The organism is Bartonella sp. A1379B (assembly GCF_002022485.1).
GTDB classification, from domain to species: Bacteria; Pseudomonadota; Alphaproteobacteria; order Rhizobiales; family Rhizobiaceae; genus Bartonella; species Bartonella rochalimae.
This window is the reverse complement of sequence record NZ_CP019780.1, coordinates 1255348-1280017: the sequence shown is the minus strand read 5'-3', so window position 1 is coordinate 1280017 and position 24670 is coordinate 1255348. Positions and strand designations below refer to the sequence as shown.

Annotated in this window: 22 protein-coding genes and 2 pseudogenes; 14 read left to right on the top strand and 10 right to left on the bottom strand. The window is 38.4% G+C overall.

Annotated features, from left to right (window positions below; genetic code table 11):
• Window positions 1–6 precede the first annotated feature (6 nt).
• From BA1379B_RS05610 to BA1379B_RS05590, 5 genes are read left to right on the top strand one after another with little or no spacing between them, the layout of a single operon-like run.
• Window positions 7–918: a F0F1 ATP synthase subunit gamma gene (locus BA1379B_RS05610; protein WP_078692487.1), complete on the top strand. Its 912-nt coding sequence runs from the start codon at window positions 7–9 to the stop codon at window positions 916–918.
• 19 nt (window positions 919–937) lie between these two features.
• Window positions 938–2530, top strand: coding sequence for a F0F1 ATP synthase subunit beta (gene atpD / locus BA1379B_RS05605; RefSeq protein WP_078692486.1), 1593 nt, complete (start codon window positions 938–940; stop codon window positions 2528–2530).
• Between the two features lie 47 nt (window positions 2531–2577).
• On the top strand, window positions 2578–2994 hold the full coding sequence (gene atpC, locus BA1379B_RS05600) for an ATP synthase F1 subunit epsilon (protein WP_078692485.1): 417 nt from the start codon (window positions 2578–2580) through the stop codon (window positions 2992–2994).
• Window positions 2995–3014: 20 nt separating this feature from the next.
• Window positions 3015–4655 (top strand): MFS transporter, encoded by a 1641-nt coding sequence (locus BA1379B_RS05595; RefSeq protein WP_078692484.1) that lies wholly within the window; start codon window positions 3015–3017, stop codon window positions 4653–4655.
• Between the two features lie 23 nt (window positions 4656–4678).
• A complete protein-coding gene (locus tag BA1379B_RS05590; RefSeq protein ID WP_078692483.1) occupies window positions 4679–5650 on the top strand; it encodes an HlyD family secretion protein in 972 nt (323 codons plus the stop codon).
• Between the two features lie 200 nt (window positions 5651–5850).
• On the opposite strand, the gene BA1379B_RS05585 is transcribed toward BA1379B_RS05590, so the two are convergent.
• The gene (locus tag BA1379B_RS05585; RefSeq protein WP_035006520.1) at window positions 5851–6138 is read right to left on the bottom strand and encodes a hypothetical protein; all 288 of its coding nucleotides are present in this window, start codon (window positions 6136–6138) and stop codon (window positions 5851–5853) included.
• Between the two features lie 255 nt (window positions 6139–6393).
• On the opposite strand from BA1379B_RS05585, the gene ispG reads away from it, so the two are divergent.
• Entirely contained in the window at window positions 6394–7632 is a 1239-nt protein-coding gene (gene ispG, locus BA1379B_RS05580) for a flavodoxin-dependent (E)-4-hydroxy-3-methylbut-2-enyl-diphosphate synthase (RefSeq protein ID WP_078674012.1), read from the top strand.
• Between the two features lie 170 nt (window positions 7633–7802).
• Here the strand turns inward: ispG and BA1379B_RS05575 are convergent, their stop codons facing one another.
• Window positions 7803–8705 carry a polyprenyl synthetase family protein gene (locus BA1379B_RS05575; protein WP_078692482.1) on the bottom strand — a complete coding sequence of 301 codons (903 nt, stop codon included), beginning with the start codon at window positions 8703–8705 and terminating at the stop codon, window positions 7803–7805.
• Window positions 8706–8823: 118 nt separating this feature from the next.
• On the opposite strand from BA1379B_RS05575, the gene mtgA reads away from it, so the two are divergent.
• Together mtgA and rpmF are read left to right on the top strand one after the other, a co-directional pair.
• On the top strand, window positions 8824–9492 hold the full coding sequence (gene mtgA / locus BA1379B_RS05570) for a monofunctional biosynthetic peptidoglycan transglycosylase (RefSeq protein WP_035006525.1): 669 nt from the start codon (window positions 8824–8826) through the stop codon (window positions 9490–9492).
• 165 nt (window positions 9493–9657) lie between these two features.
• A complete protein-coding gene (gene rpmF, locus BA1379B_RS05565) occupies window positions 9658–9837 on the top strand; it encodes a 50S ribosomal protein L32 (protein ID WP_035006774.1) in 180 nt (59 codons plus the stop codon).
• Window positions 9838–10388: 551 nt separating this feature from the next.
• Here the strand turns inward: rpmF and BA1379B_RS05560 are convergent.
• The 3 genes from BA1379B_RS05560 to BA1379B_RS05550 all read right to left on the bottom strand — a co-directional run bounded on the left by BA1379B_RS05560 (window position 10389) and on the right by BA1379B_RS05550 (window position 13131).
• On the bottom strand, window positions 10389–10964 hold the full coding sequence (locus tag BA1379B_RS05560; protein ID WP_035006527.1) for a CarD family transcriptional regulator: 576 nt from the start codon (window positions 10962–10964) through the stop codon (window positions 10389–10391).
• 250 nt (window positions 10965–11214) lie between these two features.
• On the bottom strand, window positions 11215–11553 hold the full coding sequence (gene fdxA, locus BA1379B_RS05555; RefSeq protein ID WP_035006529.1) for a ferredoxin FdxA: 339 nt from the start codon (window positions 11551–11553) through the stop codon (window positions 11215–11217).
• Between the two features lie 42 nt (window positions 11554–11595).
• On the bottom strand, window positions 11596–13131 hold the full coding sequence (locus BA1379B_RS05550) for a hypothetical protein (protein WP_194284894.1): 1536 nt from the start codon (window positions 13129–13131) through the stop codon (window positions 11596–11598).
• 503 nt (window positions 13132–13634) lie between these two features.
• Between BA1379B_RS05550 and BA1379B_RS05545 the strand changes: the two genes are divergently transcribed.
• Window positions 13635–14546, top strand: coding sequence for an RNA polymerase factor sigma-32 (locus tag BA1379B_RS05545; RefSeq protein ID WP_035006531.1), 912 nt, complete (start codon window positions 13635–13637; stop codon window positions 14544–14546).
• 77 nt (window positions 14547–14623) lie between these two features.
• On the opposite strand, the gene BA1379B_RS05540 is transcribed toward BA1379B_RS05545, so the two are convergent.
• Window positions 14624–16126, bottom strand: a complete 1503-nt coding sequence (locus BA1379B_RS05540; RefSeq protein WP_078692481.1) for a M48 family metalloprotease — start codon at window positions 16124–16126, stop codon at window positions 14624–14626.
• A 156-nt stretch (window positions 16127–16282) separates the two neighbouring features.
• Between BA1379B_RS05540 and BA1379B_RS05535 the strand changes: the two genes are divergently transcribed.
• On the top strand, window positions 16283–16918 hold the full coding sequence (locus BA1379B_RS05535) for a thiamine diphosphokinase (protein WP_035006532.1): 636 nt from the start codon (window positions 16283–16285) through the stop codon (window positions 16916–16918).
• A 334-nt stretch (window positions 16919–17252) separates the two neighbouring features.
• On the opposite strand, the gene BA1379B_RS07160 is transcribed toward BA1379B_RS05535, so the two are convergent.
• On the bottom strand, window positions 17253–17477 hold the full coding sequence (locus BA1379B_RS07160) for a GvpL/GvpF family gas vesicle protein (RefSeq protein ID WP_153300835.1): 225 nt from the start codon (window positions 17475–17477) through the stop codon (window positions 17253–17255).
• A gap of 4 nt (window positions 17478–17481) precedes the next feature.
• Here BA1379B_RS07160 and BA1379B_RS05525 point away from each other — a divergent pair.
• Window positions 17482–19304, top strand: a pseudogene (locus tag BA1379B_RS05525) (ABC-F family ATP-binding cassette domain-containing protein).
• Here BA1379B_RS05525 and BA1379B_RS05520 read toward each other — a convergent pair.
• Window positions 19301–19558, bottom strand: a complete 258-nt coding sequence (locus BA1379B_RS05520) for a DUF2312 domain-containing protein (RefSeq protein ID WP_035006538.1) — start codon at window positions 19556–19558, stop codon at window positions 19301–19303. The pseudogene BA1379B_RS05525 and the gene BA1379B_RS05520 sit on opposite strands and share 4 nt — an antisense overlap.
• A gap of 302 nt (window positions 19559–19860) precedes the next feature.
• Here BA1379B_RS05520 and BA1379B_RS05515 point away from each other — a divergent pair.
• Window positions 19861–20325: pseudogene (locus BA1379B_RS05515) on the top strand (DUF1036 domain-containing protein); the annotation flags it as partial.
• A gap of 340 nt (window positions 20326–20665) precedes the next feature.
• Here BA1379B_RS05515 and BA1379B_RS05510 read toward each other — a convergent pair.
• Window positions 20666–21031, bottom strand: a complete 366-nt coding sequence (locus BA1379B_RS05510; RefSeq protein WP_035006540.1) for a cell division protein ZapA — start codon at window positions 21029–21031, stop codon at window positions 20666–20668.
• 11 nt (window positions 21032–21042) lie between these two features.
• Entirely contained in the window at window positions 21043–21318 is a 276-nt protein-coding gene (locus tag BA1379B_RS05505) for a DUF4164 domain-containing protein (RefSeq protein WP_035006542.1), read from the bottom strand.
• 312 nt (window positions 21319–21630) lie between these two features.
• Between BA1379B_RS05505 and tkt the strand changes: the two genes are divergently transcribed.
• The gene (gene tkt, locus BA1379B_RS05500; RefSeq protein ID WP_078692480.1) at window positions 21631–23637 is read left to right on the top strand and encodes a transketolase; all 2007 of its coding nucleotides are present in this window, start codon (window positions 21631–21633) and stop codon (window positions 23635–23637) included.
• Window positions 23634–24641 (top strand): type I glyceraldehyde-3-phosphate dehydrogenase, encoded by a 1008-nt coding sequence (gene gap, locus BA1379B_RS05495; protein ID WP_078674007.1) that lies wholly within the window; start codon window positions 23634–23636, stop codon window positions 24639–24641. The genes tkt and gap overlap by 4 nt, the downstream gene beginning before the upstream one ends.
• Window positions 24642–24670: the final 29 nt, after the last annotated feature.

The window sequence follows — 24670 nt, the reverse complement described above, 5'->3', positions numbered from 1 at the left end:
GCTTGAATGGCGTCGCTAAAGGATCTTAGAGACCGTATTGCCTCGGTTAAGGCAACGCAGAAAATTACCAAAGCTATGCAAATGGTTGCAGCAGCAAAGTTGCACCGTGCGCAAGAAGCGGCTGAATCTGCACGGCCTTATGCTCAGCATATGGCTACTCTTTTAGCGCATGTGTCTGCTGATCTTGATCCAGTGGATTCCCCAGCTTTGATGCGTGGTACGGGTCGAGACGATAAGCATCTCTTGGTTGTATGTACGGCTGAGCGTGGTTTGTGTGGGGCTTTTAATACGCAAATTGTTCGTCGTGCGCGTGAACACATTAATAGCCTTCTTTCTCTCGGTAAGACAGTTAAAATTTTAACTGTTGGAAAAAAGGGAGCGGATATTTTACTTCGTGATTTTAAAGCTCTGATGATTGATCATATTGATTTGCGCTCTGTGAAACAGATCAGTTTTGCAGAGGCGGTTAAAGTAAGTCAACGTATTATTGACCTTTTCAATGAAGAGGTGTTTGATGTTTGTACACTTTTTTATTCTGAATTTGTGTCGGTTATTAACCAGTCTCCAAAGGCCGTCAATTTGATTCCAGTCGTTGCTCAAAAGGAATTTTCTGATGAGGGTGGTGGTGTTAAAAAAGAAAAAAAAGGTGGGAGTGTTCAAGCAGCTGTTTATGATTATGAACCGGATGCAGTTTCTCTGGTGGATGCGCTTGTCGCACGTAATCTCTCTGTACAAATCTTCCGTGCTTTGCTTGAAAATGTCGCGGGTGAAATGGGCGCAAAAATGAGCGCTATGGATAATGCATCACGGAATGCCGGTGAAATGATTAATAAATTGACGGTAACGTATAATCGTCAGCGTCAGGCGCAGATTACGACCGAATTGATTGAAATTATTGCGGGCGCTGAAGCGCTTTAAAGTGAGAAGGTAAAGATTAATGATGAAAGCAACAACGTCAAAAAAAAGAACAGCAAAGGGTGAAGAAAAAAAATCAGTTGCTCGTTCAGGCGTAAAAAAGACTTCCTCAGCAAAATCGGCAAAAAAGACCAAGGACTCTTCTAGTCTTGCGCATGTTGATTCTAAGACTGTTTATCACAAGGGATCTATTGGTGAAATTAGGCAAGTGATAGGCGCTGTTGTTGATGTGCATTTTGAAGGAGAATTACCTCATATTCTTAATGCGTTAGAAACAGAAAATTTGGGCAATAAGCTTGTTCTAGAAGTTGCTCAACATTTGGGTGAAAATACAGTTCGCACCATTGCGATGGATACAACAGAGGGCCTTGTTCGTGGTCAAAAGGTTTATGATACGGGAGCGCAAATTTGTGTGCCTGTTGGAGAGGCAACTCTTGGTCGTATTATGAATGTGATTGGGGAACCTGTTGATGACGCTGGACTTATTATGGCGACTAAAAAACGCTCAATTCACCAAGAAGCGCCTCAATATGTGGAACAATCAACCGAATCAGAAATTCTTGTTACTGGAATTAAAGTGATTGATTTGCTTGCTCCTTATTCGAAGGGGGGAAAGGTTGGTTTGTTTGGGGGAGCTGGTGTTGGTAAGACTGTTTTAATTATGGAACTCATCAACAATATCGCAAAAGCACACGGGGGTTATTCAGTGTTCGCCGGTGTAGGAGAGCGTACACGTGAAGGGAATGATCTCTATTATGAAATGATTGAGAGTCGTGTGAACGTTGACCCGAGAGAAAATGGGTCCACTGTGGGTTCAAAATGTGCTCTTGTTTATGGACAGATGAATGAGCCACCAGGGGCACGTGCACGTGTAGCACTTTCAGGCTTGACAATTGCAGAGAATTTTCGTGATGAAGGGCAAGATGTGCTTTTCTTTGTGGATAATATTTTCCGTTTTACACAAGCTGGCGCTGAAGTTTCAGCTCTGTTGGGACGTATTCCTTCTGCTGTGGGGTATCAACCAACCTTGGCAACGGATATGGGAGCTTTGCAAGAGCGTATTACAAGTACCAAAACGGGGTCTATCACGTCTGTTCAAGCTATCTACGTTCCCGCTGATGATTTAACTGATCCAGCGCCTGCTACGTCTTTTGCGCATTTAGATGCCACAACGGTTCTTTCCCGTTCAATTGCAGAGAAGGGGATTTATCCAGCAGTTGATCCACTCGATTCTTTTTCGCGAATGCTGGATCCATTGATTGTGGGTGAAGAGCATTATACTGTTGCTTGTCAGGTTCAGACTATTTTGCAGCGTTATAAATCTTTGCAAGATATTATCGCTATCCTTGGTATGGATGAATTGTCTGAAGAAGATAAATTGTTGGTTGCGCGGGCGCGTAAAATTGAGCGTTTCCTTTCGCAGCCTTTCCATGTAGCGGAAGCTTTTACTGGGGCTCCTGGAAAGTTGGTTTCTTTAGAAGAGACTATCGAAGGATTTAAAGGATTGTGTGCTGGTGATTATGATGATTTACCAGAAGCAGCTTTTTACATGGTTGGTTCGATTGATGAAGCAATTGAAAAAGGAAAACGTTTGATTGAAGAAGCTTCTTCATAAAAGGTGCTCTGTGATGAATGTTTGTCCTAGAAAAACAAGGGGTTCCCGTGGAAAATAAAAGAACAGAATCTTTCTTGTTTGAGCTTGTATCACCTGAAAAACTTATCTTTTCAGAAAAAGTGATGTCTGTTGTTCTGCCTTCAGTATCGGGATATTTAACGATTATGGCTAATCATGCTCCTTTAGTGGTGAGTCTCGTTCCAGGTGTTATTAGGGTTATGTCTTCCTCAGAAGAAAAAATATTTGCTCTTTTAGGAGGGGTTGCAGATATTACATCTTCGGGGTGCTCTCTCTTAGCTGAAACCGCTGTTGCCGTTAATCATTTATCTCTTCAGGATCTTGAACAACGCATGGCAGAAGTTCGAGTCATGGTAGAAGAAAACACGAGTGGTGGAACTCATCATAAAGTGGTAGAGGTTTTTCAGAAATTAATTTCTATGGATGGTGCTTCAGTACTGACATAATGAAATGCGAGAATAGAAAGATGAGTAACGAGGGGAACAGTGGGGGATCTGCCGCAGAACTTGGGTCTTTCACTCATCCAGGTGTTATTTTTGCAGGACCTTTGCCAAAATGCTTCACTTATATTTTTGCTTCTTTTATTTTACAATGGGCTTATGGCTTAGGGGCCAATATGGTTCAATCCAATATTATCGAGCTCACAGGAGATTTCAACACAACACTTATTGAAACGACATGGTTGGTCAGTGCTTATATGGCACCGCATGTCAGTATTGCAATCATGTTGATTAAGATTCGTTATCAATTCGGCTTAAGGAATTTTGCTGAATTATCGATTCTTGGATTTGTTGTAGTGTGTATTTTGCATTTGTTTATTACGGATTTACGTTCAGCTTTGATTATTCGTTTTTTCGCTGGTATTGCTGCTGCACCAATGGCCTCGTTAGCCTTTCTCTATATGATGGAGGCTTTTGCACCGGAAAAAAAATACACTATCGGTATCAGTTTAAATTATATGAATGCGGCTTTAGCAGTTCCTTTAGCTCGTTTGATTTCACCAAGTCTTCTTGAAAATGGCGGATTTTCTAGTCTTTCAGCAATGGAGATGGGACTTGTTTTGATCGGTTTAGGATGTATTTTTTCTCTCCCACTTACACCAGTTGTTTGCAACAAGGTCATTAAGAAATTAGACTGGGTAAGTTATAGTTTGATTGCCCTTGGACTTGGTTTAAATGCTATCGTAATGTCTATTGGCAAATGGTATTGGTGGACTGAAACGCTATGGATTGGTTGTGGGCTTGCACTTGCCGTTTTCTCTTTGACGATTGCTATTATAATTGAACTGAATAGAGAAACTCCGTTGATTGATTTACGGTGGCTTTTTAGCAAAGAAATGATCCAAGTTGTTTTGGTTTTGTTGGTGTTTCGAATTCTTTTATTAGAGCAATCAACTTTAGCTGCGGATTTCTTTAATCTTTTTGGTTTGTTAAATCGTGATATGGCCCCTATGTATTTTGCGGTTACTTTTGGTACCCTTTTAGGGGGCGGTGTGTGTGTCTTTTTTTTACGAATGGGTCGGGAGGATTATTTTTATCTTTTATCTTTGAGCTGTTTAGCACTGGGCTCTTATTTAGATAGTCATGTGAGCCAGTTAACCCGTCCAGTGGATATGATTATAAGTCAGGGCTTGATTGGTTTTGGTTATGCTCTTTTTTTGCCTCCTGCTTTATGTAATGGTTTTGTTAAAGCGAGTGCCCGAGGACCCAATTATGTTTTAAGTTTTATTGCAATTTTTTTATTGGCACAAGTTACAGGAGGGCTTATGAGTGCAGCTCTTTTTAGTAGTTTGCAATTTTTTTTCGCACGTCATCATTTTGAATATTTAACACAAGAAATTACAACGACGGGCACACTTATTTTTGAGAAGATAAATCACTTATCTTCTCCTTACAGTGCTTTAGTTTCTCATAGCTTAAAGAGTGAAAAAACGATATCAAGTCTAACGGATCAGTTGCAATTGACAGCAAATGTTTTGGCTTATGATGATGTTTTTCGACTTTATTTTTATATGACAATGATTGTTTTAATTATTTTTCTCCTCAAAATATTTTATAAATCATATTTTTATGAGAATTTTATGATGTTGTTAAAAAGTAAAGTGTGATCAGTAAGGATGTGTGAAAAGCAATGATCAAAATCTTGCGATCAAAATCAACCATTGTTGCCTTTCTGTCCGGTATAATGGGAATTGTATTGATTTTATGGGCTTGGCAATTGCCGCCATTTGTGAGTACCCTTCAAAAAACCGATAATGCTTTGGTTAAGGGGAATATTACTCTGATAAGTCCGCAAGTTTCTGGTATCGTGAAACGGGTTTATGTTCAAGATTATCAAAAAGTTGAAAAGGGAATGGTTTTATTTGAACTGGATGATACCCTTTTCCGATATCAGCTTGCACAGGCGCAAGCAATTCTTGAGGCAAAAAAAGCAAAACTTGCGAGTGTTTTGTCACAAATTCAATTGTTGCAAAAGGAAATTGATAGGCTAATAACCGAGTTGTCTCATTCTAAGGGTTTAAGTTCTCAAGGAACTTTGCCATTATCTTCTGCTGCTTCACATTTAGCCGCGACATTTGAAACAAAGAGCCAGTTGCACAAGAAATTAGAATTTGAACGACAAGGTTTACAATCGGATATTGTGGAAGCAAAAGCGGGTGTTGAAGTCGCTGAGCTAAATTTAGCGCACACTAAAATTATTTCTCCTGCTGTAGGACATATTGGATCGGTTGGCATACAAGTAGGGCAATATGTAGAGTCTGGTATGCGGTTGGTGGCTGTTGTTTCTGATGACATTTGGATTATTGCCCATTATAAGGAAACACAGATTTCTAATATGCGTATTGGACAGCCTGTTGTTTTTTATGCTGATGCTTTAAAGAATCAAAAATTAACAGGCCGTGTGGTACGCTTTGCTCCTGCGACAGGATCAGAATTTTCATTATTAGGAACAGAGACTGCACATGGTAATTTTATCAAAATTGCGCAACGCATCTCTATTCGTATTGCCATAGATCAAGGGCAAGAGGGAATAGAAAAACTTATTCCTGGAATGTCGGTGATTACCTATGTTGATACAGCATCCCACCATTCTAAGGATTGAAATATTCTCTTTATTTTATCCTCAAGTGTATTTTCAGTTTAGAGGATTGCGTTGGGTTTATTTTTTTATTGTTATTTTGGTTTTAAAGAATGGTGCGAAATTCTTATCTTTGCAAGATAAGAGAACAGAGTGCCCATTTTGGATGAATGGTGAAAAAACTGTTCAATGAATCCTTAAAAAAGGAGCACTTAGTGCGTTGGTTAGTTTTTGCGCATTAAACAATAGCTGGTTAAAACGAGTCCAGCAGTTAATAAGAGAGTGGTTTTAGGATTGTCTTTTGCCTTCTTTTTGAGCTCTTCGGCATGGTTGTTTATGTGATAAAGAGCGTGGTGTCCTTTTTGTTTCCATTTTTTCAGCATTTTGGAAATGCTATCGAAACGATTGTTTTGAAGGGACTGACGGTTGATGGTTGTGAGCTCCTCTTTTAATTGCGCAATGCGTTTTTTGATTTTATCATTTTTACTGCAAGGGCTTTGAAAGATATACATGGGTTTACTCCTTCTTATTTTTAATGTCTTATAGCAAATATATAAGATGGGAATTTTCTGTGGAATTTGATATAACGGATTGAACATTGAAAGGTTGCATTTTCTTTCTGAATCTCTGTTGAGCGTTGGTTTTTGATGTTTAAAAAGAGAGACTCTTGAAAGAATTTTCTCATGAATCCATTCTTTTGAATTGTGCTATGGTGCGTATTACCATAAGGCTAGATAAGTTCAAGTTTTGAAAGTTTTGAAGAGCTGATGAATATAGCACATTATTTATCTAAACCTTTAGAGCGTCATCGGTCTGTTGCGGTTGCGGTTGGTGATATTATGATTGGGGGCGGGAATCCAATTGTTATTCAGTCTATGACCAATACGGATACGGCTGATATTGATGCGACGGTTGCTCAAGTTGCTGCTCTTTGGCGTGCAGGATCTCAATTGGTTCGAATAACTGTTGATCGGAATGAAGCAGCAGCGGCTGTTCCTAAAATACGAGAGCGGTTGGAACGGTTGGGTATTTTTGTACCATTGGTAGGGGATTTTCATTATATTGGCCATACGCTTTTGGCTGATTATCCTGCTTGTGCAGAAGCGCTTTCAAAATATCGCATTAATCCTGGCAATGTTGGTTTTGGTGCAAAAAAGGATAAGCAATTTCTTCAAATTATCCAGATGGCATGCCATTATCGTAAACCTATACGGATTGGGGTGAATTGGGGGTCACTGGATCATGTGTTATTAACACGGCTTATGGATGAAAATGCTCGGCAGGAAAAGCCTTTGTCTGTTACTGAAGTTATTCGGGAAGCTGTCGTTCAATCGGCACTTCATTCAGCTCTTTTAGCGGAAGAAGCTGGTTTAGGACGGGAATATATTATTCTCTCTGTTAAAATGAGTGATGTACAAGATCTCATTGCTGTTTATACTATGTTGGCACAACGGTGTAATTATGCTCTTCATCTCGGGTTGACAGAGGCGGGCATGGGGACAAAAGGAATTGTTGCTTCATCTGTGGCTTTGGGAATTTTATTGCAACAAGGAATTGGTGATACAATTCGTATTTCATTAACACCTGAGCCAGGCGGTGATCGAACGCGAGAAGTAAAGGTCTGTCAGGAACTTTTGCAAGTTATGGGATTTCGGCAGTTTGTTCCTGTGGTTGCTGCGTGTCCAGGATGTGGTCGGACAACGTCGACGGTTTTTCAACAGTTAGCACAAAAAATCGAAGCAGATTTATGCAAAAATATGCCAATTTGGCGGAATAAATACCCTGGTGTTGAAGGTTTAAAAGTTGCTGTTATGGGGTGTATTGTTAATGGACCAGGGGAATCAAAACATGCCGATATTGGAATCTCCTTACCTGGGGTGGGAGAAAATCCAGCGGCTCCTGTTTTTATTGATGGCAAAAAAGTAAAGACTTTGCGCGGTCCTCATATTGCCGAAGAATTTGAAGCGATTTTAAAAGAGTATATTCATACCCGTTTTGGGACATAATGGATAGAAGAGGAGTATATTGTTCCCTCTGCTTTGTTCTCAATTGCTGAGATATTTGAAGAAATTTTAGAAGAATATATTGACGTGTATTTTTGGTATGGGTGATACAAAACAATTATTTCGTTCTACTTGCTTTTATTTTATTGATGATCCCCAAAAAATGGGAAGTGTTAATTTTTACGTGTTGCAATAAAGTGTGCTGCTTGTTTCAATGGGATTGCTTTTGCTCCAAAAGGAAGAAGAAACTCTTCTGCTTTTGTGATAAGTTCATCTCGTTTTTTTTTAACTTCGTCAAGGCTATAAAGATTGATGAGTGTTGCTTTGTTGGCTATTTGATCTTTCCCTGCAGTTTTTCCAAGAATTTTTGTATGAGAAGTAAGGTCAAGAAGGTCATCGGTCAATTGAAAAGCTAAGCCAATATGTGTCCCAAAGGAGGCTAGTTTATGCGTTAATGTTTTGGAGGCTCGACCCATAATAGCACCTGCTTGACAAGCAAAACGGATAAGAGCAGCTGTTTTCATTTGTTGTAAAGTGATCGTTGCACTTTCATTTTGTGGTTTTTTTTCAGCTTCTAAATCGAGCATTTGTCCACCGATCATACCGCCGAGACCTGCAGCCTGTGTAAGAGCTGTAATCAGTTCAATTCTCGTTTTTGAAGAAAAGGAACAGGCTTTATGGGCAATGATTTCAAAGGCAAAAGTGAGAAGCGCATTCCCTGCTAAAATTGCAGTGCCTTCATCAAAAGCTATGTGAACAGTTGGTTGTCCACGTCGGAGTGTGTCGTTATCTAAAGCAGGAAGATCATCATGAATGAGTGAATAACAGTGAATACATTCCAATGCGACACCAATATCAAGAGAGTCTTCAGGAGAGATATCAAAAAGAGCAGCACTTTGAATTACCAAGAAAGGACGTAAGCGTTTGCCGCCGTTCAAAACACCATGGCGCATGGCATTGATGAGAATTTCAGGCCGGGTAATTTCATCATTTTTGGCTTTATGACTAAGAAGTATATCAAGTCGCTTTTCAACATTCTGCGCATGTTTTGCAAGAAGAGTCGTGAATTCATGCATCATTTCTTCCTTTCTTCTTTGCAAAATGATAAGGTTCTTTTTATGATAAAAAAATAAAGAATAAAACGGTTATTTTCACACTCTTAAATTTTGTAAAAAAATAAAAAGAAAGAAAAAGATGGCGATGGGGCGAATGCGTTATTTGATCAGTTTTCTTGTGTTTTTATTTTTATGTCCAATTATTTTGTTGTTCATTTATCGTTTGGATTGTGTTCACCCTATTTCTACTTTAATGATTCGTGATTGGGTGAGTGATAAAAAATACAAGCGTGAATGGGTTGCACTGTCTGATATTGCATTTTCAGTTCCATCTGGAGTTATTATGTCCGAAGATGGGCGATTTTGTCATCATTCTGGCGTTGATTGGGCTATGTTGATCGATATCTTAAAAACAGATTCAAAACCTTTGAGAGGAGGATCAACAATCAATATGCAAGTGATTAAAAATCTTTTCTTATGGTCTAATAGATCTTATATCCGCAAGATTATAGAAATTCCTTATTCTGTTATGGCTGATGTTATTTTATCAAAAAAACGAATTATAGAAATTTATTTGAATGTTGCAGAATGGGGGCCAGGAATTTATGGAATAGAAGCTGCCGCTTTTTATTATTTTCAAAAGTCTGCACGAAATTTAACTGTGCAACAGGCTGCTGCTCTTGTGGCAAGCTTACCTAATCCTTATTGGCGTAATCCATATCAACCAATCGATAATTTTATAGCTTTAACTCATCTTATTGAAAAACGAATTCGTTTTTCACGTGCTTATACACACTGTCTTCATTAAAGAAGAGTGAGAATTGTTAGAAAAGAAAAATAAAAAAATTATATAAAAGTCTGGTCAAAAGATTATAATCAATGTATAAAGAAATGGAATTTTATTTTATTGTTGACAGAAGTTGTCATTTTGAGCATTAGCGCTTCTGTGTTGATGAGTGTGGAGTGTCCTGTTATGGCTGTACCTAAACGAAAAACTTCTCCGTCTAAACGCGGTATGCGCCGTTCGGCTGATGCCCTTAAAGCACCAACTTATATCGAGGATAAAAGTTCTGGCGAGTTGCGTCGTCCTCATCATATTGATTTGAAAACAGGTATGTATCGTGGGCGTTCGGTTTTGCCTGCTAAAGAATAAGCTTTCTCTCAGTTACCACATAAGTTTATTGTTCCTGTTGTCTCCTGAGTTTAGTCAACAAAGGGCTTTTCCGCATTCCTTGCAGTTAACTGCTTGTTCTTTTGATAAGGGAAGTTTTTTGTTTTTGTAGCGATTATATATAATAAAAGTTCTGGCGAGTTGCGCCGTCCTCATCATATTGATTTGAAAACAGAAGATTGTAGGCGTTCGGTTTTGTTTGCTCAAGATCAATTGTCTATCAGATGTCAATAATCAAGTTGATCGCAAATTCTGTAATCCGGATTAAATGAACCGGAAGCTTTTTCATAGTTTATACAGTTCATTGTTTTTATCATAAAAGCTTTTATTGTGTTTACAATCTACTTTATAAAGCTATAGTCTCTCAGAAAAAGAGAGACTATAGTGTGTATGCGACTGCGACGTTGATATATTAAAAGAAATCCTTCTGCTTGCAATTGCAAAGGATGAAAGCTTAAGAAGCAGATCAAGGAATAATTAAAAATTGACTTTTTACCAATTTATCTTGTTATAAGGCAAAATTTTTCAGGAGATTACGCAGCGTAAACAGCATTATTTCCTTCATCAATCTCATTTTTAAAATCGCATTTCGACTTTTTATCGAGGTGTTTTTCTATTAAGTTTATTGCTTCTGTTTCGGTGAGATTATTGATAATAGCAATTTCACGGGCCATACGATCGAGAGCAATAGCGTAGAGTTGACGTTCTGAATAAGATTGCTCAGGTTGTAGAGCTGAACGAAATAGATCGCGAACAACTTCAGCAATAGAAATAATATTTCCTGAATTAATTTTAGTATCATATTCTTGAGCACGTCGTGACCACATAGTGCGTTTAATGCGTGCTTTTCCTTGAAGAATTTTAAAAGCACGATTCACAGAATCAACTGTAGATAATTTGCGCATTCCAGTAGAAAGAGCTTTTGCAACGGGCACTTTTACATCCATTTTATCTTTAGCAAAGTGGATTACAAAAAGTTTTAATTTATGTCCTGCAACTTCTTGTTCTTCAATCGCCATAATTTGACCTACTCCATGGGTAGGGTAAACGATATACTCAGAAGTTGAAAAATCTTCAGCACTGAAAGAGGTATTTCGTGGGGGTGCCATATTTTAGTTTACTCCCTTTATGGCCAATAATAATATTGGCAAACGGATTAAATGCTTTAAAGCTAAATATCTTTAGAGTTGAGCGTTGAAGCTAAGTACTTTAAGGCCAAAAAAATGCTTAGCAAAATAGTTATGTTAAGACTTTGTTAACATAAAAATTCAAAAGAATCAATCATTTCTCTTAAGAATTTTGTATACCCATACAATGGTTTAAACTTTTGGAAAGATCTTTTGTTGAGAAGATGAGGTATTATTCGCCATTTCCTGGATTTTCTGAAAAACATTTTTCTAGTTTATTGGGAATACCATCCATTTCTTTTGCTTGGGGAAGTGGATCTTTTTTTGTCATTAAATTAGGCCATTTCTTTGCATAACGGAGATTGAGTTCTAGCCATTTTTCGAGTCCTGGTTCAGTATCTGGTTTAATCGCTTCAGCTGGGCATTCTGGCTCGCAGACACCACAATCGATGCATTCATCAGGGTGAATAACAAGCATGTTTTCACCTTCATAAAAACAGTCAACAGGACAAACTTCAACGCAATCAGTATATTTGCACTGAATACAATTGTCAGTTACAACGTAGGTCAAGATCAAACTCCATTTTCTGTCTTAGTGATCTTTAAAAAGGGTTTATAAGCGTGCGTCTTTATCACGTTTAAGTTGATCACGCAGCACAGCCAATTTTGCAAAAGGTGAATTGGAATCATGATTTTGTGTTCGCGATGATTTATTGTGTAAGGAAGCCGTTTTCTTTTTATTATATTTATAAGAATGTTGAGTTTTTAAAGGTTTTTCTTGAGAAATTTTATAGAGTGTATTGCTTCCTGGGGTGGAAGTTTTTTGGCTCTTCTCTTGCCATTTTTGTTGAGAGCTATTACGCTTCCGATTATGTTGTGTTTGTTGAAAATGATAATGCCATAATAAAATAGTTTTATTTTCTGCTTTATTTTGTATGTGTTTGGCAAAATCACCAACGGGTTCAGCTTTTGGTAGACAATCTGTAGCACAAGAGTGCTGTTCAAGAGAAGAAACCGTTTTTATTTCGGCTTGGGGTGTGTTGGAGTGTTGTATTGTTTTCCAAAGATCACCTACACATTCTGCTTCAGGAAACAGTGTCCTTGTTTTTGAGCCATTATGCGCCAAATCTTGGTGGGCGAGATTTTGTGTAAGCACAGAATTATCGTAACGATTCGATCGATAACCAAGTCCTTTAAGAATTTCCTCCATATCAGTCTCATTGGCTCCAAGAGTAGACATCATCGCTGGAGTCACAAAAAAACTTTTACCATCATAGGCGCCGTCTGGTTTTGGCTCTAATCCTGGTTTCCAATGGAGTGCAGGGCGAATAAGATTGGCAAGACGTTCTAGAATATCAATACGTACGGCACGTTTGCCTAGAACTTGATAACCCGCTAAACGATAAAATGTGGGGTTATATGTTGGGTCCGCAACAAATGAAGTTCGTCCGTTGTTCAAAGCAGCTAATATTTCATTTAATCCTGTTTGATCACTGTCTTTATTTTGGAGACACCAAAGCAGTGTGAGTGCTTGGATCGGTGCTGGTTTGAGCATTCCCATAACATAGATATTAAAAGCACCGAAGCGAATGCCGAGCTGTCGAAGATTTCCCCGTGCTTCTTGGTCAAGATTTTTAACCATTTTGGCAACACTACGACGGGGTAAAATGCCTAAAGAATCGAAAAGTTGTGAAGCAAGTTTAGCTGTTGAATCTGTCAAATGATCAGCATTGCGTAAATCTAAGAGCGGTTTTAAAATTGTTTCAAAATGAAAGATTACAAAACGCTCTAATCGCGCTATTACTTGATCACGAGGTTCGCCTGTTAGTTGTGCATCTGCTAAGAGAAGAACTTTGGGCTTTAAAATATCTGTTGTTGCAATGAGTTGTCCGACAGGTTGACCAATCCAGCGAATAATCCCATCGGAACTGAGTGTAAAATCCCCATTAGCGGCAGCACAAAAACGTGTTGCACGTTTCGTAAAGGCAGCAATTAAACTTTCGTTATTGATATTGTTTTGTTCATCAGTTTCTTTATCTGTATCTGTGTTGCCTTTATTGATATAAAAACGAAACCCCTCAAATCTACCACTTCCACTTTTTTCAATAAGAACATCATCCTTTTGAATAATTTCGCTCTCCATGATCATTTTCTTTCTCAAAGTTTTATGGGGTAAAAGGTTATTCTTAATAAGACCATTTTGCATTCTCTTTAGCATTTTAGCATGTTTATTATGCTTGCTTCAATGTGTTCTTATTGTCTTTTTGTAGGTATTTTAATTTTCGATATTGTCTTATCAAGACAACTATACAACTTTTAATTGTAAATATAGGCAATAATGTTAAAATTTCTCTCTTATTTCACAATTAAAGTGAGTGATAAAAGACACTAATTTCTCTTTTATTTATCCTTTTTAATTTTTTTTCTTCATTTAGTTATGTGGTGAAAGCAAGCATTTGCAGGCATTTGCTGTGTAAAAACCTATGCGTGAAGAAATAAGTTGTGTCGTCAAAATAAAAAAACAATTGCGATTGTAAAAATACACGTTAAAGTAGTATTCGTAATAATAAACAACTTTAAAGTTTATTAGAGCAAATAATGATGTCGTTGTCAAAACAACTTAGAAAATAATTTTAATCGCAAGGGATTATTATGAGTAGTCATTCACATGTTGTGTATAAAAGCAGTAAAAATTATAATAATACTGACACAAGTTTGGGTCGCAATATGATGCGTTCTGCGAAGCAGGCGCCCTATCTTGAACGAAAAAAGGAGCATGATTTAGCACTGCGATGGAAAAATAAACGTGATGATAATGCTATGCACCAAATTGCAGCGGCTCATATGCGTTTAGTTATTTCAATTGCTAGCCGTTTTAAACGTTTTAAAATGCCCTTAGGTGATTTAGTTCAAGAAGGATATGTGGGACTCTTAGAAGCAGCTGCGCGTTTTGATCCTGATCGTGGAGTACGTTTTTCCACCTATGCGACATGGTGGATAAGGGCTTCTATTCAAGATTATATTTTACGGAACTGGTCAATTGTTCGGGGAGGAACGAGTTCTTCGCAAAAAGCACTCTTCTTTAATCTTCGACGTTTGCGTGCTAAATTAGCGCAAGATGATAATACTTTGACCAAACAAGAAATTTTTCGTGCGATTTCTGAAAAGCTTGGGGTTTCAGTGAATGATGTTGAAAAAATGGATTTCCGTTTTTCTGGGACGGATAATTCATTAAGTCTTTCTATTTCTGAGAACGGTGAAACTCCAATTGCTAAAATGGATTCTTTAATAGATGATCATCCTCTCCCTGATTCTGTGATTGAGCAAGCAATTGATGGGCAACGGCGGGCGCAATGGCTTCATGAGGCTTTACAAATTCTCAATGAACGAGAACTCGAAATTATTCGTTTTCGCCGCTTAAATGAAGAGGGCACAACCTTAGAAGTGCTTGGTGAAAAATTGGGGATTTCAAAAGAACGTGTACGCCAAATTGAAGTGCGGGCTTTGCAAAAACTTCGGTGTGCTTTGTTAACAGTGAATTCTGCAGAAGTTTATCAAGTATAGGATAAGTATTCGGTGCTTCTTTGAAAAAAATTAAAATTATCATTGTTGAATGAGGAAGCAAAAATATTTTTCTGCATTCATTCAGAAATGATTTTAACATATGAGCTTTCAAGAAGAGTTTGTGTTGGTGACAGTCCATTAATCACCCGAAAGAGTTTTTCTTTGTGTGGTGTATCTTGCATTTTATCCGAAAGGCTTAAAATTGTATCTTTCTGTTCAACGCGGACGATATGAATCTTTAAAGGGGGTAATTTCCTCAGCTCTTGAGGAGAAAGGGTGTGAAAACTTTCGGTTGTATTTTTTGCGATAGCTTCAAAATTTTTGGAATGATGAGGGGCAGCTGTTAGAAAGCGGAAAACACGATTTTTGATGGGAATAACAACTATATCAAATTGCCATTGTTTATTAGTCGCATGGGCATGGGCAGCAGGTAAGCCTTGAATTATTATTGGTTGAACAGAGGTTTCATCAAGTCCAGAAACCCAACCGCTTTTCAAGTAATCGCTTGCAGATATGTTTGTTGGAAAAGGGATGGCATCAAAACGAATAGCAATTTTATCTGGACCACTTGCAATGACAGCTGGAGAAGAATTGTTTATGGTAAAATTGGTTGGAACTGAGAAAGTGACGCCCCATTTTGGATGGACAAATTTATTCTCTCGTATATATCCTTTTTCAGGGTTATCTCCAAAAATCATGTTATCAAGGCTCTTAAGAAAGGTATCACGATCAGTGTTTTTAGTCTTAGGATCAGATGCGCTTATTTGATATGCTTTATTAATAGCTAGGCGAATTCGTTGTGGGGTTGTAGGATGGTGGGATAAAAAGTCTAATGAATCATTCGTTGTTCCGGAGATGTTGCGAAAAGCTTTATAAGCTTCCATGGATTGCAAAAAGCGTGGAAAAGCAAATGCATCATATCCAGCATGATGGAGCATTTCAATTCCAATGGCATCAGCTTCAAGTTCCTGATTCTTTGAAAATTGAGCCAGAGTTTGTTCTGTTTTTACAGTGTTGTGCAATTTCATGTCAGAGGATAATTCAACATGTGAGGACGTGTTGTTCGTGTATTTCAATTCTACTTTTTTTTGTAGGCGTAAGATACCATGATTAGCCGTAATATGCGCTATTTCATGTGCTAAGACAGCAGCGACTTCTGAAGAGTCATTAGCAAGTGCTAGCATTCCACGGGTTACATAAATATAGCCACCAGGTAACGCAAATGCATTTACATGGGCTGAGTTTAAAATTGTAACATGATAGGTTTGATTGGGGTTGTGTGAAACGGCAACGAGTTTTCCTATAATTTTTGCTAACATACGCTCAAGTTTTGGATTATTATATTCCTGACCATAAGTTTTTAAAATGCGGGGATGTTGTGTAGCACCCAATGTGGCATAAACATCATTGTTGTTGGAATGAGTCGTTTTTATAGGGAAATCTAAAGGATGTAAGTGATTATTCCCTTTAAATTTTATTTGGCATGCGACAAGGAAAAGAGAGAAGCTTACGAAAAATATTCTATAAATTGTGTGGTAAGAAAAGAATTTTTTTGGAAAAAATCTGAATCCTTGAATCATTGCTTTTTTCATTTTTTATTATTTCAACTTTCAGCTTTAAGATTTTGTTTGCACTTTATATTTAAGAATTTTTATAAGGATTCTTGAGATGTTTTCATGATTATAATCTATAGCAGTAATATATTAAAGGACGTTTTATACAAGGCATAATATGGCATGAAAACATTTACAATATTATTAAATGGCGACATTTGCGTTACGCAACGTTTACGTGATCAAATTCGTAACAGTCGCGTCATTGCTGCTGATGGGGGGATACGTCATGCTGAAGTATTATGCGTTGTCCCCGAATTGTGGTTAGGGGATTTTGATTCTTCTGAGCAGGATTTATTGCAGAAATATAGCCATATTGCACAGGAATTTTTTCCTTCTGATAAAGACGCAACCGATAGCGCATTAGCTTGTGAGCGCGCTTTACAGGAAGGTGCTCAACGACTTATTTTATGTGGTGCTTTTGGAGGAGAAAGAAGTGATCATACTTTATCTCATATGACTCAAGCAATAGCAATGGCAGAGAAAGGCATTTCAGTGTTATTGACCAGTGGTTGTGAAGAAGGATGGCCAATCATATCAAACTCTTTTTCTTGTGATTTGCCGAATGGATGCTTGTTTAGTATTATTGGATTTTCTGATTTACAAGGTTTAACAATGTCAGGGGTTAAATGGCCATTGTTAGACAAAAATGTGCCTTTTGGATCTTCTTTAACACTCTCTAACCGTATTTGTGGAACTTTTTATTGTTATTTGTATTCTGGTAAAGCTATATTATTAGCGTCTATACCTGTTTCATAGAGTCTTTTTGTCTGTGTAAGGCAAGTCGTTTATATGTATGAGATAAGTAAAAAAGCAGGAGCAGGAAAATCAGGGGGACTGATATAATAGTATAACGTGATTTTAGACTTTAAAGTAGAAAAAGAAAAGTAGAAAAAGAAAGGGTTTAATATGTTAAAACCAGTTTTTACAATGGCAGTTATTGCAGCTGTTGGGTTGAGTTCAACAGCATGTACAATGTCTGAACGAAAAATTACAGAATATGGTGTTGGAGGTGCTGCATTGGGTGCTTTAGCTGGTGCAGCGCTTGATGGTGGAAAACTTGGCGCAGTAACGACAGGTGCGGCTGTTGGTGCTATTGCAGGAACCGTAACAGGTGTTGCTGCAGTTCAAAGAAAAAATCAAAAGAAAATGGTACAACAGCAAGTGATTCAACAGTCTGGCTTATGCACCTATCGTGATGGAAAAGGGTATGTGTATAAAGCACCTTGTACTCATCAGACACCACATCAGATACCACAATTGTGCACTTATACTGATCAAAGAGGACAACGTTATCAGGCTCCTTGCCATTAATCATGTGAATGGCTATTCCACTTCTGCGGCTTGATCGTATTTTCTTAACCTTTGGAGGGCATCCTTTACTCGATCAGGTGAGTTTATCAATTGGTCAAGGTGAGCGTATAGCTCTTGTGGGCCGTAATGGGTGTGGAAAATCGACGCTTTTAAAAATTGCTGCTGGATTATTAGAGCCGAGTGGAGGCGAGGTTTTTCGCCACCCTCTGGCGACGGTCCATTATGTGTCGCAAAACCCTGATTTTTCAGGATTTGATGATGTTAATGCTTATATACAAGCTGGTTTAAATGAGACTCACGATAGGCAGTGGGTCAACACTCTTTTGGGGAATTTTGGTTTTTCGGGTACAGAAAAAGGAGAAACCCTTTCTGGAGGAGAAAAACGTCGTCTCTCATTATTACAAGCAATTGCAGTGCAACCCGATATTTTGTTGTTGGATGAACCAACCAATCATCTTGATTTACCAACGATCGAATGGTTAGAGGGTATGTTATGTTCTTTACGATCAGCGATTGTGGTTATTTCGCACGATCGGAGGTTTTTGGAAACGGTGACGCGTTCAACAGTTTGGATTGATAGGGGCACAGCTAAAAGGGTTGAAAAGCCTTTTTCTGAATTTGAAAAATGGCGTGATAAAGTGCTCGAGGAAGAAGCGCGTGATCAGCATAAATTGAACCGTCAGATTGAACGAGAAGAACAATGGTTGCGTTATGGAGTTACTGCACGACGTAAGCGCAATGTACGGCGATTAGGAGCGTTAAAGGAATTGCGTCAGCGTTCTCAGACCTATAAAGGACCTCTCGGAAATGCCTCATTTGAGGCGTCTAAAAGTCAAGAATCTGGGCAACTTGTGTTGGAAGCGAGGAAGATTTCAAAATCTTATGGGGATCGTATTCTCGTTAAGGATTTTTCATGGCGTCTTCAACGGGGGGACAGGGTAGGCTTGGTTGGCCGAAATGGTATTGGAAAAACGACATTGCTTTCTGTTTTAATAGGGCAGGAGCCTGCGGATCATGGAATCATAAAGCGGGGATATAATTTATCGATGGCCTTGCTTGATCAACAGCGTACTGTCAATGAAGAAGAAACATTAGCGCAGTATTTAACGGGAGGCAGAGGCGATACTCTTTTAATTAATGGGCAAGAGAAACACGTTGTTTCTTATATGAAAGATTTTTTATTTTTACCAGAACAAGCACGCACGCCGCTGAAGGAGTTGTCAGGCGGTGAAAGAGCGTGTTTAATGTTGGCACGTCTTTTGTCCCAACCTGCAAATTTTTTGATTTTAGATGAGCCCACCAATGATCTTGATATGGAAACACTTGATCTTTTACAAGAATTTATTACTGATTTTCCTGGAACAGTTTTGCTGGTAAGTCATGATAGAGATTTTTTAGATCGAACTGTATCTCATATTTTAGCGCCTCAAGGGGATGGTCATTGGATCTTATATGCTGGGGCTATAGTGATATGGAGGTGCAAATAAAAAAAGCTGCGCTTCCTTTGCGTAAAGAGTCGCAAAAATTAACAACTCTGGAGCAGAAAAAACAAACATCATTACGTACAAAAACAGCACCCCGTAAATTATCCTATAAGCAAACATACGCTTTGGAAAAATTACCGGAACAGATTACTGTTTTGCAGAATGAAATCAAGAAAATTGAAGATTCTCTTTCTGATCCAGCGCTTTATTGTTGTGACAAAAATCGTTTTGAAGATTTATCCATAGCACTGGAAGAGAAGAAAAAGCTCTGTGCGCAAAAAGAAGAAGAATGGTTAGAACTTGAGCTTTTACGTGAAGAAATAGAACAAAAATGTCTCACTGATTAAGTCATCCCCAGGGCGTCTTTATAAAGTTGGATTACTGCTTCTTCTTCAATTCGTTGGTGATCTTCTTTTTTGCGGAGTCTTATGATGCTGCGGACTGCTTTACTGTCAAAACCAGATCCTTTAAGCTCCGTATACACATCTTTGATGTCATCAGAAATTGTTTTTTTTTCTTCTTCTAACCGTTCAATCCGTTCGATAAAACTACGCAGTTGATTAACGGATATAGCTTGTGTGGTATCAATCACATCGCTCATCGTATTCTCTCCGAATATATATATTGTTTATTGGACTGTTGATAATAAACCCTTATTGGGGATGCCTTAAGAAGGGGTAGAGAGTCAAGCTCTACGTTTTTTTTTAATCTATTGATTTTAATTTTTTGTATAAACGAGTTGTCTACATTGAGATAAAGAGATCAAGGAGTAAAAAAGAGATAGAAAGAAATATATAGAGTGCTATAATTTTGAAAAAAGAGAAAAATGGATATTTTATTTTCAATATTTGCCTTGTGAAAGTGAACTTATGAATTTTAAAACGAAGATAAGGAGCAAGGACTGTGCTAAAAGAGTTTAGAGTTTTGTTCTTCAATATTCTTTTTTTCTTCTCTGCTTTTGAGTGTGCGAAAGCTGATTTTCGCGTTTGTAATACAACGCAAGAGTCTGTCGGTATTGCTATTGGCTATCGTACAGTTTCAAATTGGGTTACTGAAGGTTGGTGGATTGTTCCAACAACAGAGTGTAAAACTTTGATCGATGGCCCCCTTGCATCACGATTTTATTATTTATATTTCGAAAACACGCGAAAAAAAGGGAGTGGGGTAGGGAAAGTTATGATGTGTGTCCAAGATAGCCAATTTACGATTGAAGGTATTCATAATTGTTTTGTAAGAGGGTTTCAAAGAGCTGAGTTTGAAGAAATTGATACCGGTGATCAAACCAATTGGATGGTGCAGCTGACCGATAAGCCTGTATCGCACGATTCAAGTGTACTCAAACCCACCCCTATATCTAACGCTTCACCATCTAAGGCGGCTACATCTGTGCCCCTGTTTGTCCCTTCTGCTGAGCCTCTTTCTTCACCTGTATCTATTCCTGTTCCTACACTTGCACCTTCAAAACCGTCATCTTCATCATAAAATATATCGTTGCATAAAGTGTCAGTCGCTTTTTTCTTGCTGATATTTGGATCTGTTTTCATGAATGACAAACTTTTTAAAGCTACGATAAAAAGCTTAATTCTTAAATATGAAAGAGTGTTAAAGGAAATAAAGTCTTTTCTCTTGGTTGAGAGGAGGCTCACTGGGTCCTTTGTTTATGTGTTAGTACGGTCGTTTAAGGATCCAGATAAGCATATATTTTGTTTTATTCCTGTAGAGAAGATTCCTCTTTATTGTCTTTGAGTAATTGATAGGTGATCTTTTCAATTCTTTTCGTTGTTTCTGTTATAATTTTATCCATCATACAGTCTTTTTTCTTATTTTCTTCGAGAAGAGCTTTATAACTTTCTTGTAATTTTTTATTTTCTCGTTTTATTTCTTCCATTTCATCTATGATCATAATACCGGCCATAAGGGAGAGACGCTGATCACCAATTTCCCCAAAGTTTTTTTTAAGATGTGCAATATATTGATCCAATTTAGCAGCGAGCTGAATGAGATATTCTTCTTGCCCTGCATCGCAGGCCATACGGTAAGTTTTGCCATCAATCGTGACAGAAACGGTTTCCATTTTTTAAACCTTTATCGATCAACTACAACACGAATTGTTTCCATAACTTTAATCAGACGTTTAGAAACGTCCTTGTTGATTATGGTCAATCGTTCCGTCTGCGCTTCGGATTTATCAAGTTCTTGAGCAAGACGACTACGATCCGCATTCATTCGTTGAATTTCTTCTTCCCATTCGTTGCTTTTATCAATAATAGTATTGTGATTGATAACAGCAACTTCTAAATTTCTGAGTGCTTTTTCCAATTGTTCTAGAGCTTGTGGTAAAATAACAGTCTCTTGATTCATAATGAGTGCATTCCTTAACAGTCATTTATGCAAAAACGAATCACTTATATTCTTTTTGCATCTTTTTCATTTTTAAAGATATAGGCTATTTTAGCAAGCAAAGCAGAAGATTGATGTGAATTAAAAACTGGATTATTTGACATTATAGGCAGAAGTGTGGTGTGCATAAGGATGATAAGGAAGGATGTTCTTTTAGTTGATATGAGGTATAGGTGCAAAGTGTGCGCGTATTTTAAGAATTAACCGGCATAAGAACGGCATAAAGAATGATTAAGATAAAAGTAAATTTTACAAAAAAGTGGTCTATTATTTATGACAAATAACGAACAACAAAATCAAATGGCCCATGCCATTCGTTTTCTTGCTATTGATGCAATTGAAGCTGCTCATTCTGGTCATCCCGGTTTACCAATGGGAGCTGCGGATATTGTTACTGTTCTTTACACAAAATTTTTAGCCTATGATCCTAAAGATCCACATTGGCCTAACCGTGATCGCTTTGTTTTATCTGCAGGGCATGGGTCAATGTTACTGTATGCTCTCTTGTATCTTTCTGGTTACGAGGATGTCTCTTGTGAGGATTTGCGCAATTTTCGCCAAATAGGATCTAAGCTCGCCGGTCATCCAGAATATGGACATGTCGCTGGGGTTGAAACAACAACTGGTCCTCTCGGTCAGGGGCTTGCGAATGCTGTCGGAATGGCATTGGGAGAACGCTTGCTCAATGCCCGTTTTGGGGAGTTAATTTGCCATTATACTTATGCTCTTGTGGGAGATGGGTGTTTAATGGAAGGGATTTCTCAAGAAGCGATAACCTTAGCAGGACATTTAAAACTCAATAAGCTGATTGTGTTTTGGGATGATAACGATATTTCGATCGATGGGGCTATTTCATTAACCGATAGTACAGATCAAATAGCGCGTTTTAAAGCATCTGGCTGGAATACTATCAAAGTGAATGGGCACAACCAGGCTGCTTTAACGCGGGCTATTGAAGCGGCACAAGCTTCTTGTAAACCGACGTTAATTGCTTGTAAAACAACGATTGGTTTTGGAGCGCCTAATAAAGGTGGAACGAATAAGGTTCATGGCTCTCCTTTAGGAGCAGAAGAAATTGATGCAACCCGTAAAGCTTTGGGGTGGGAAGAAGAACCCTTCGTTGTGCCGGCTGATATTCTTGATAGTTGGCGTTTGGCTGGTTTGAATGCTGCAAAAAAACGAAAAAAATGGGAAGAGAAATTTCTTGCTTTATCTGTTGCAGAGCGGGTTGAGTTTGAGCGATTGATGCGTGGTGATCTAATCGGAAATTTTGAAAATGCTGTTGATGCTTATAAACAAAAATTGACTGTTGAATGCCCTGCTGTTGCAACCCGTAAGGCCTCTGAAATGGCGCTCGAAGTTATCAATGAGGTTGTTGAGGAAACAATTGGTGGTTCTGCTGATCTTACTGGATCTAATAATACCAAAACAAGTCAGATGAAAGCTATCTCTGCAGAGGATTTTTCAGGACGCTACCTCCATTATGGAATTCGTGAACATGCTATGGGTGCGATGATGAATGGTCTTGCACTTTATGGTGGTTTTATTCCTTATGGTGGGACCTTTTTATGTTTTTCAGACTATATGCGTCCTGCAATGCGCCTGTCGTCTCTTATGGGATTGCGGGTTATTTATGTCATGACCCACGATTCAATTGGTTTGGGTGAGGATGGTCCTACCCATCAGCCAGTAGAACATTTAGCAACATTACGTGCGTTGCCGAATCATTTTGTTTTCCGGCCAGCGGATGCTGTTGAAACACTCGAATGTTGGCAATTGGCTTTAAAATCAAGAAAAACACCTTCTACTTTGGCTTTAAGTCGGCAAAATTTACCTCTTGTCCGTCAAGAATATATAAAAGAAAATCTCTGTATGTTTGGGGCATATGAATTATTAACAGCCAGTGATGATGCTCAAGTTACACTCTTTGCTTCTGGTTCAGAGGTGCATATTGTTGTCAAAGCGCACTCTGTTTTAGAAGAAAGTGGGATTCCAACACGGGTGGTTTCTGTCCCTTGCTTTGAATTATTTGCACAACAATCTGCTGCGTATCAAAAGGCACTCATTGGTGATGCTCCAATTAAAATTGCTGTTGAAGCAGCTATTCAACAAGGGTGGGAGCGCTTTATTGGCTGTGATGGAGTCTTTGTTGGAATGGAGGGATTTGGAGTCAGTGGGCCATGTGATGCCCTCTATGGGCATTTTGGCATTACCTGTGAGGCTGTAGTGGCAATTGTTAAAGAAAAACTTGAAGAGATTAATAAGGAAGTGATGATATGAGTGTTCGCGTTGCAATTAATGGATTTGGACGGATTGGACGTAATATTTTACGGGCTGTCGTTGAAAAAAAACGCCAAGATATTCAGATTGTGGCGCTTAATGATTTAGGATCGGTGGAAGCAAATGCGCACTTATTGCGCTACGATTCCGTTCATGGGCGTTTTCCTGCTCCTGTGAAGGTGGTGGGGGATAGTTTGGATGTTGGATGTGGTGCGATTAAAGTGATCGCTGAACGTGATCCGGCACAATTGCCGTGGAAGTCTTTAGATATTGATATTGTTCTCGAATGTACGGGGCGTTTTACAGCGCGTGATAAGGCGTGTCTTCATTTAGATGCAGGGGCAAAGCGTGTTTTGGTTTCTGCACCTTCTGAAGGGGCTGATTTAACCGTAGTGTATGGAGTCAATCATCAGGCATTGAGCAAAGAGCATCGTGTTGTTTCGAATGCTTCTTGTACAACGAATTGCTTGGCTCCCGTTGCACAAGTGCTCCATCAAGCAATTGGAATCGAAAAAGGGTTTATGACAACGATTCATTCCTATACCGGTGATCAGCCTGTTTTAGATACAATGCATAAAGATCTTTATCGTTCGCGTGCTGCAGCTCTTTCTATGATTCCCACATCAACAGGAGCTGCTAAAGCAGTGGGATTAGTTTTACCAGAACTAAATGGTTTGTTAGATGGTGTGTCACTGCGGGTTCCAACACCCAATGTTTCTGTTGTGGATTTAACGTTTACTGCTAAGCGTTCTACGACTGTTGAAGAAATTAATGCGGCTATTCGGATGGCTGCTGAAGGATCTCTAAAAGGAATTTTGGATTATACAGAGGAAAAACTTGTGAGTAGTGACTTTAATCATGATCCACATTCAGCAATTTTTCAGAATGATCAAACCAAAGTGATTGATGGAACATTGTGTCGCGTTTTGGTTTGGTACGACAATGAGTGGGGTTTTTCAAATCGGATGAGTGATACGGCTGTTGCTTTTGCCAAAACATTGTGAAAGAAGGATTTTTGATCCTTGTTGTCGCA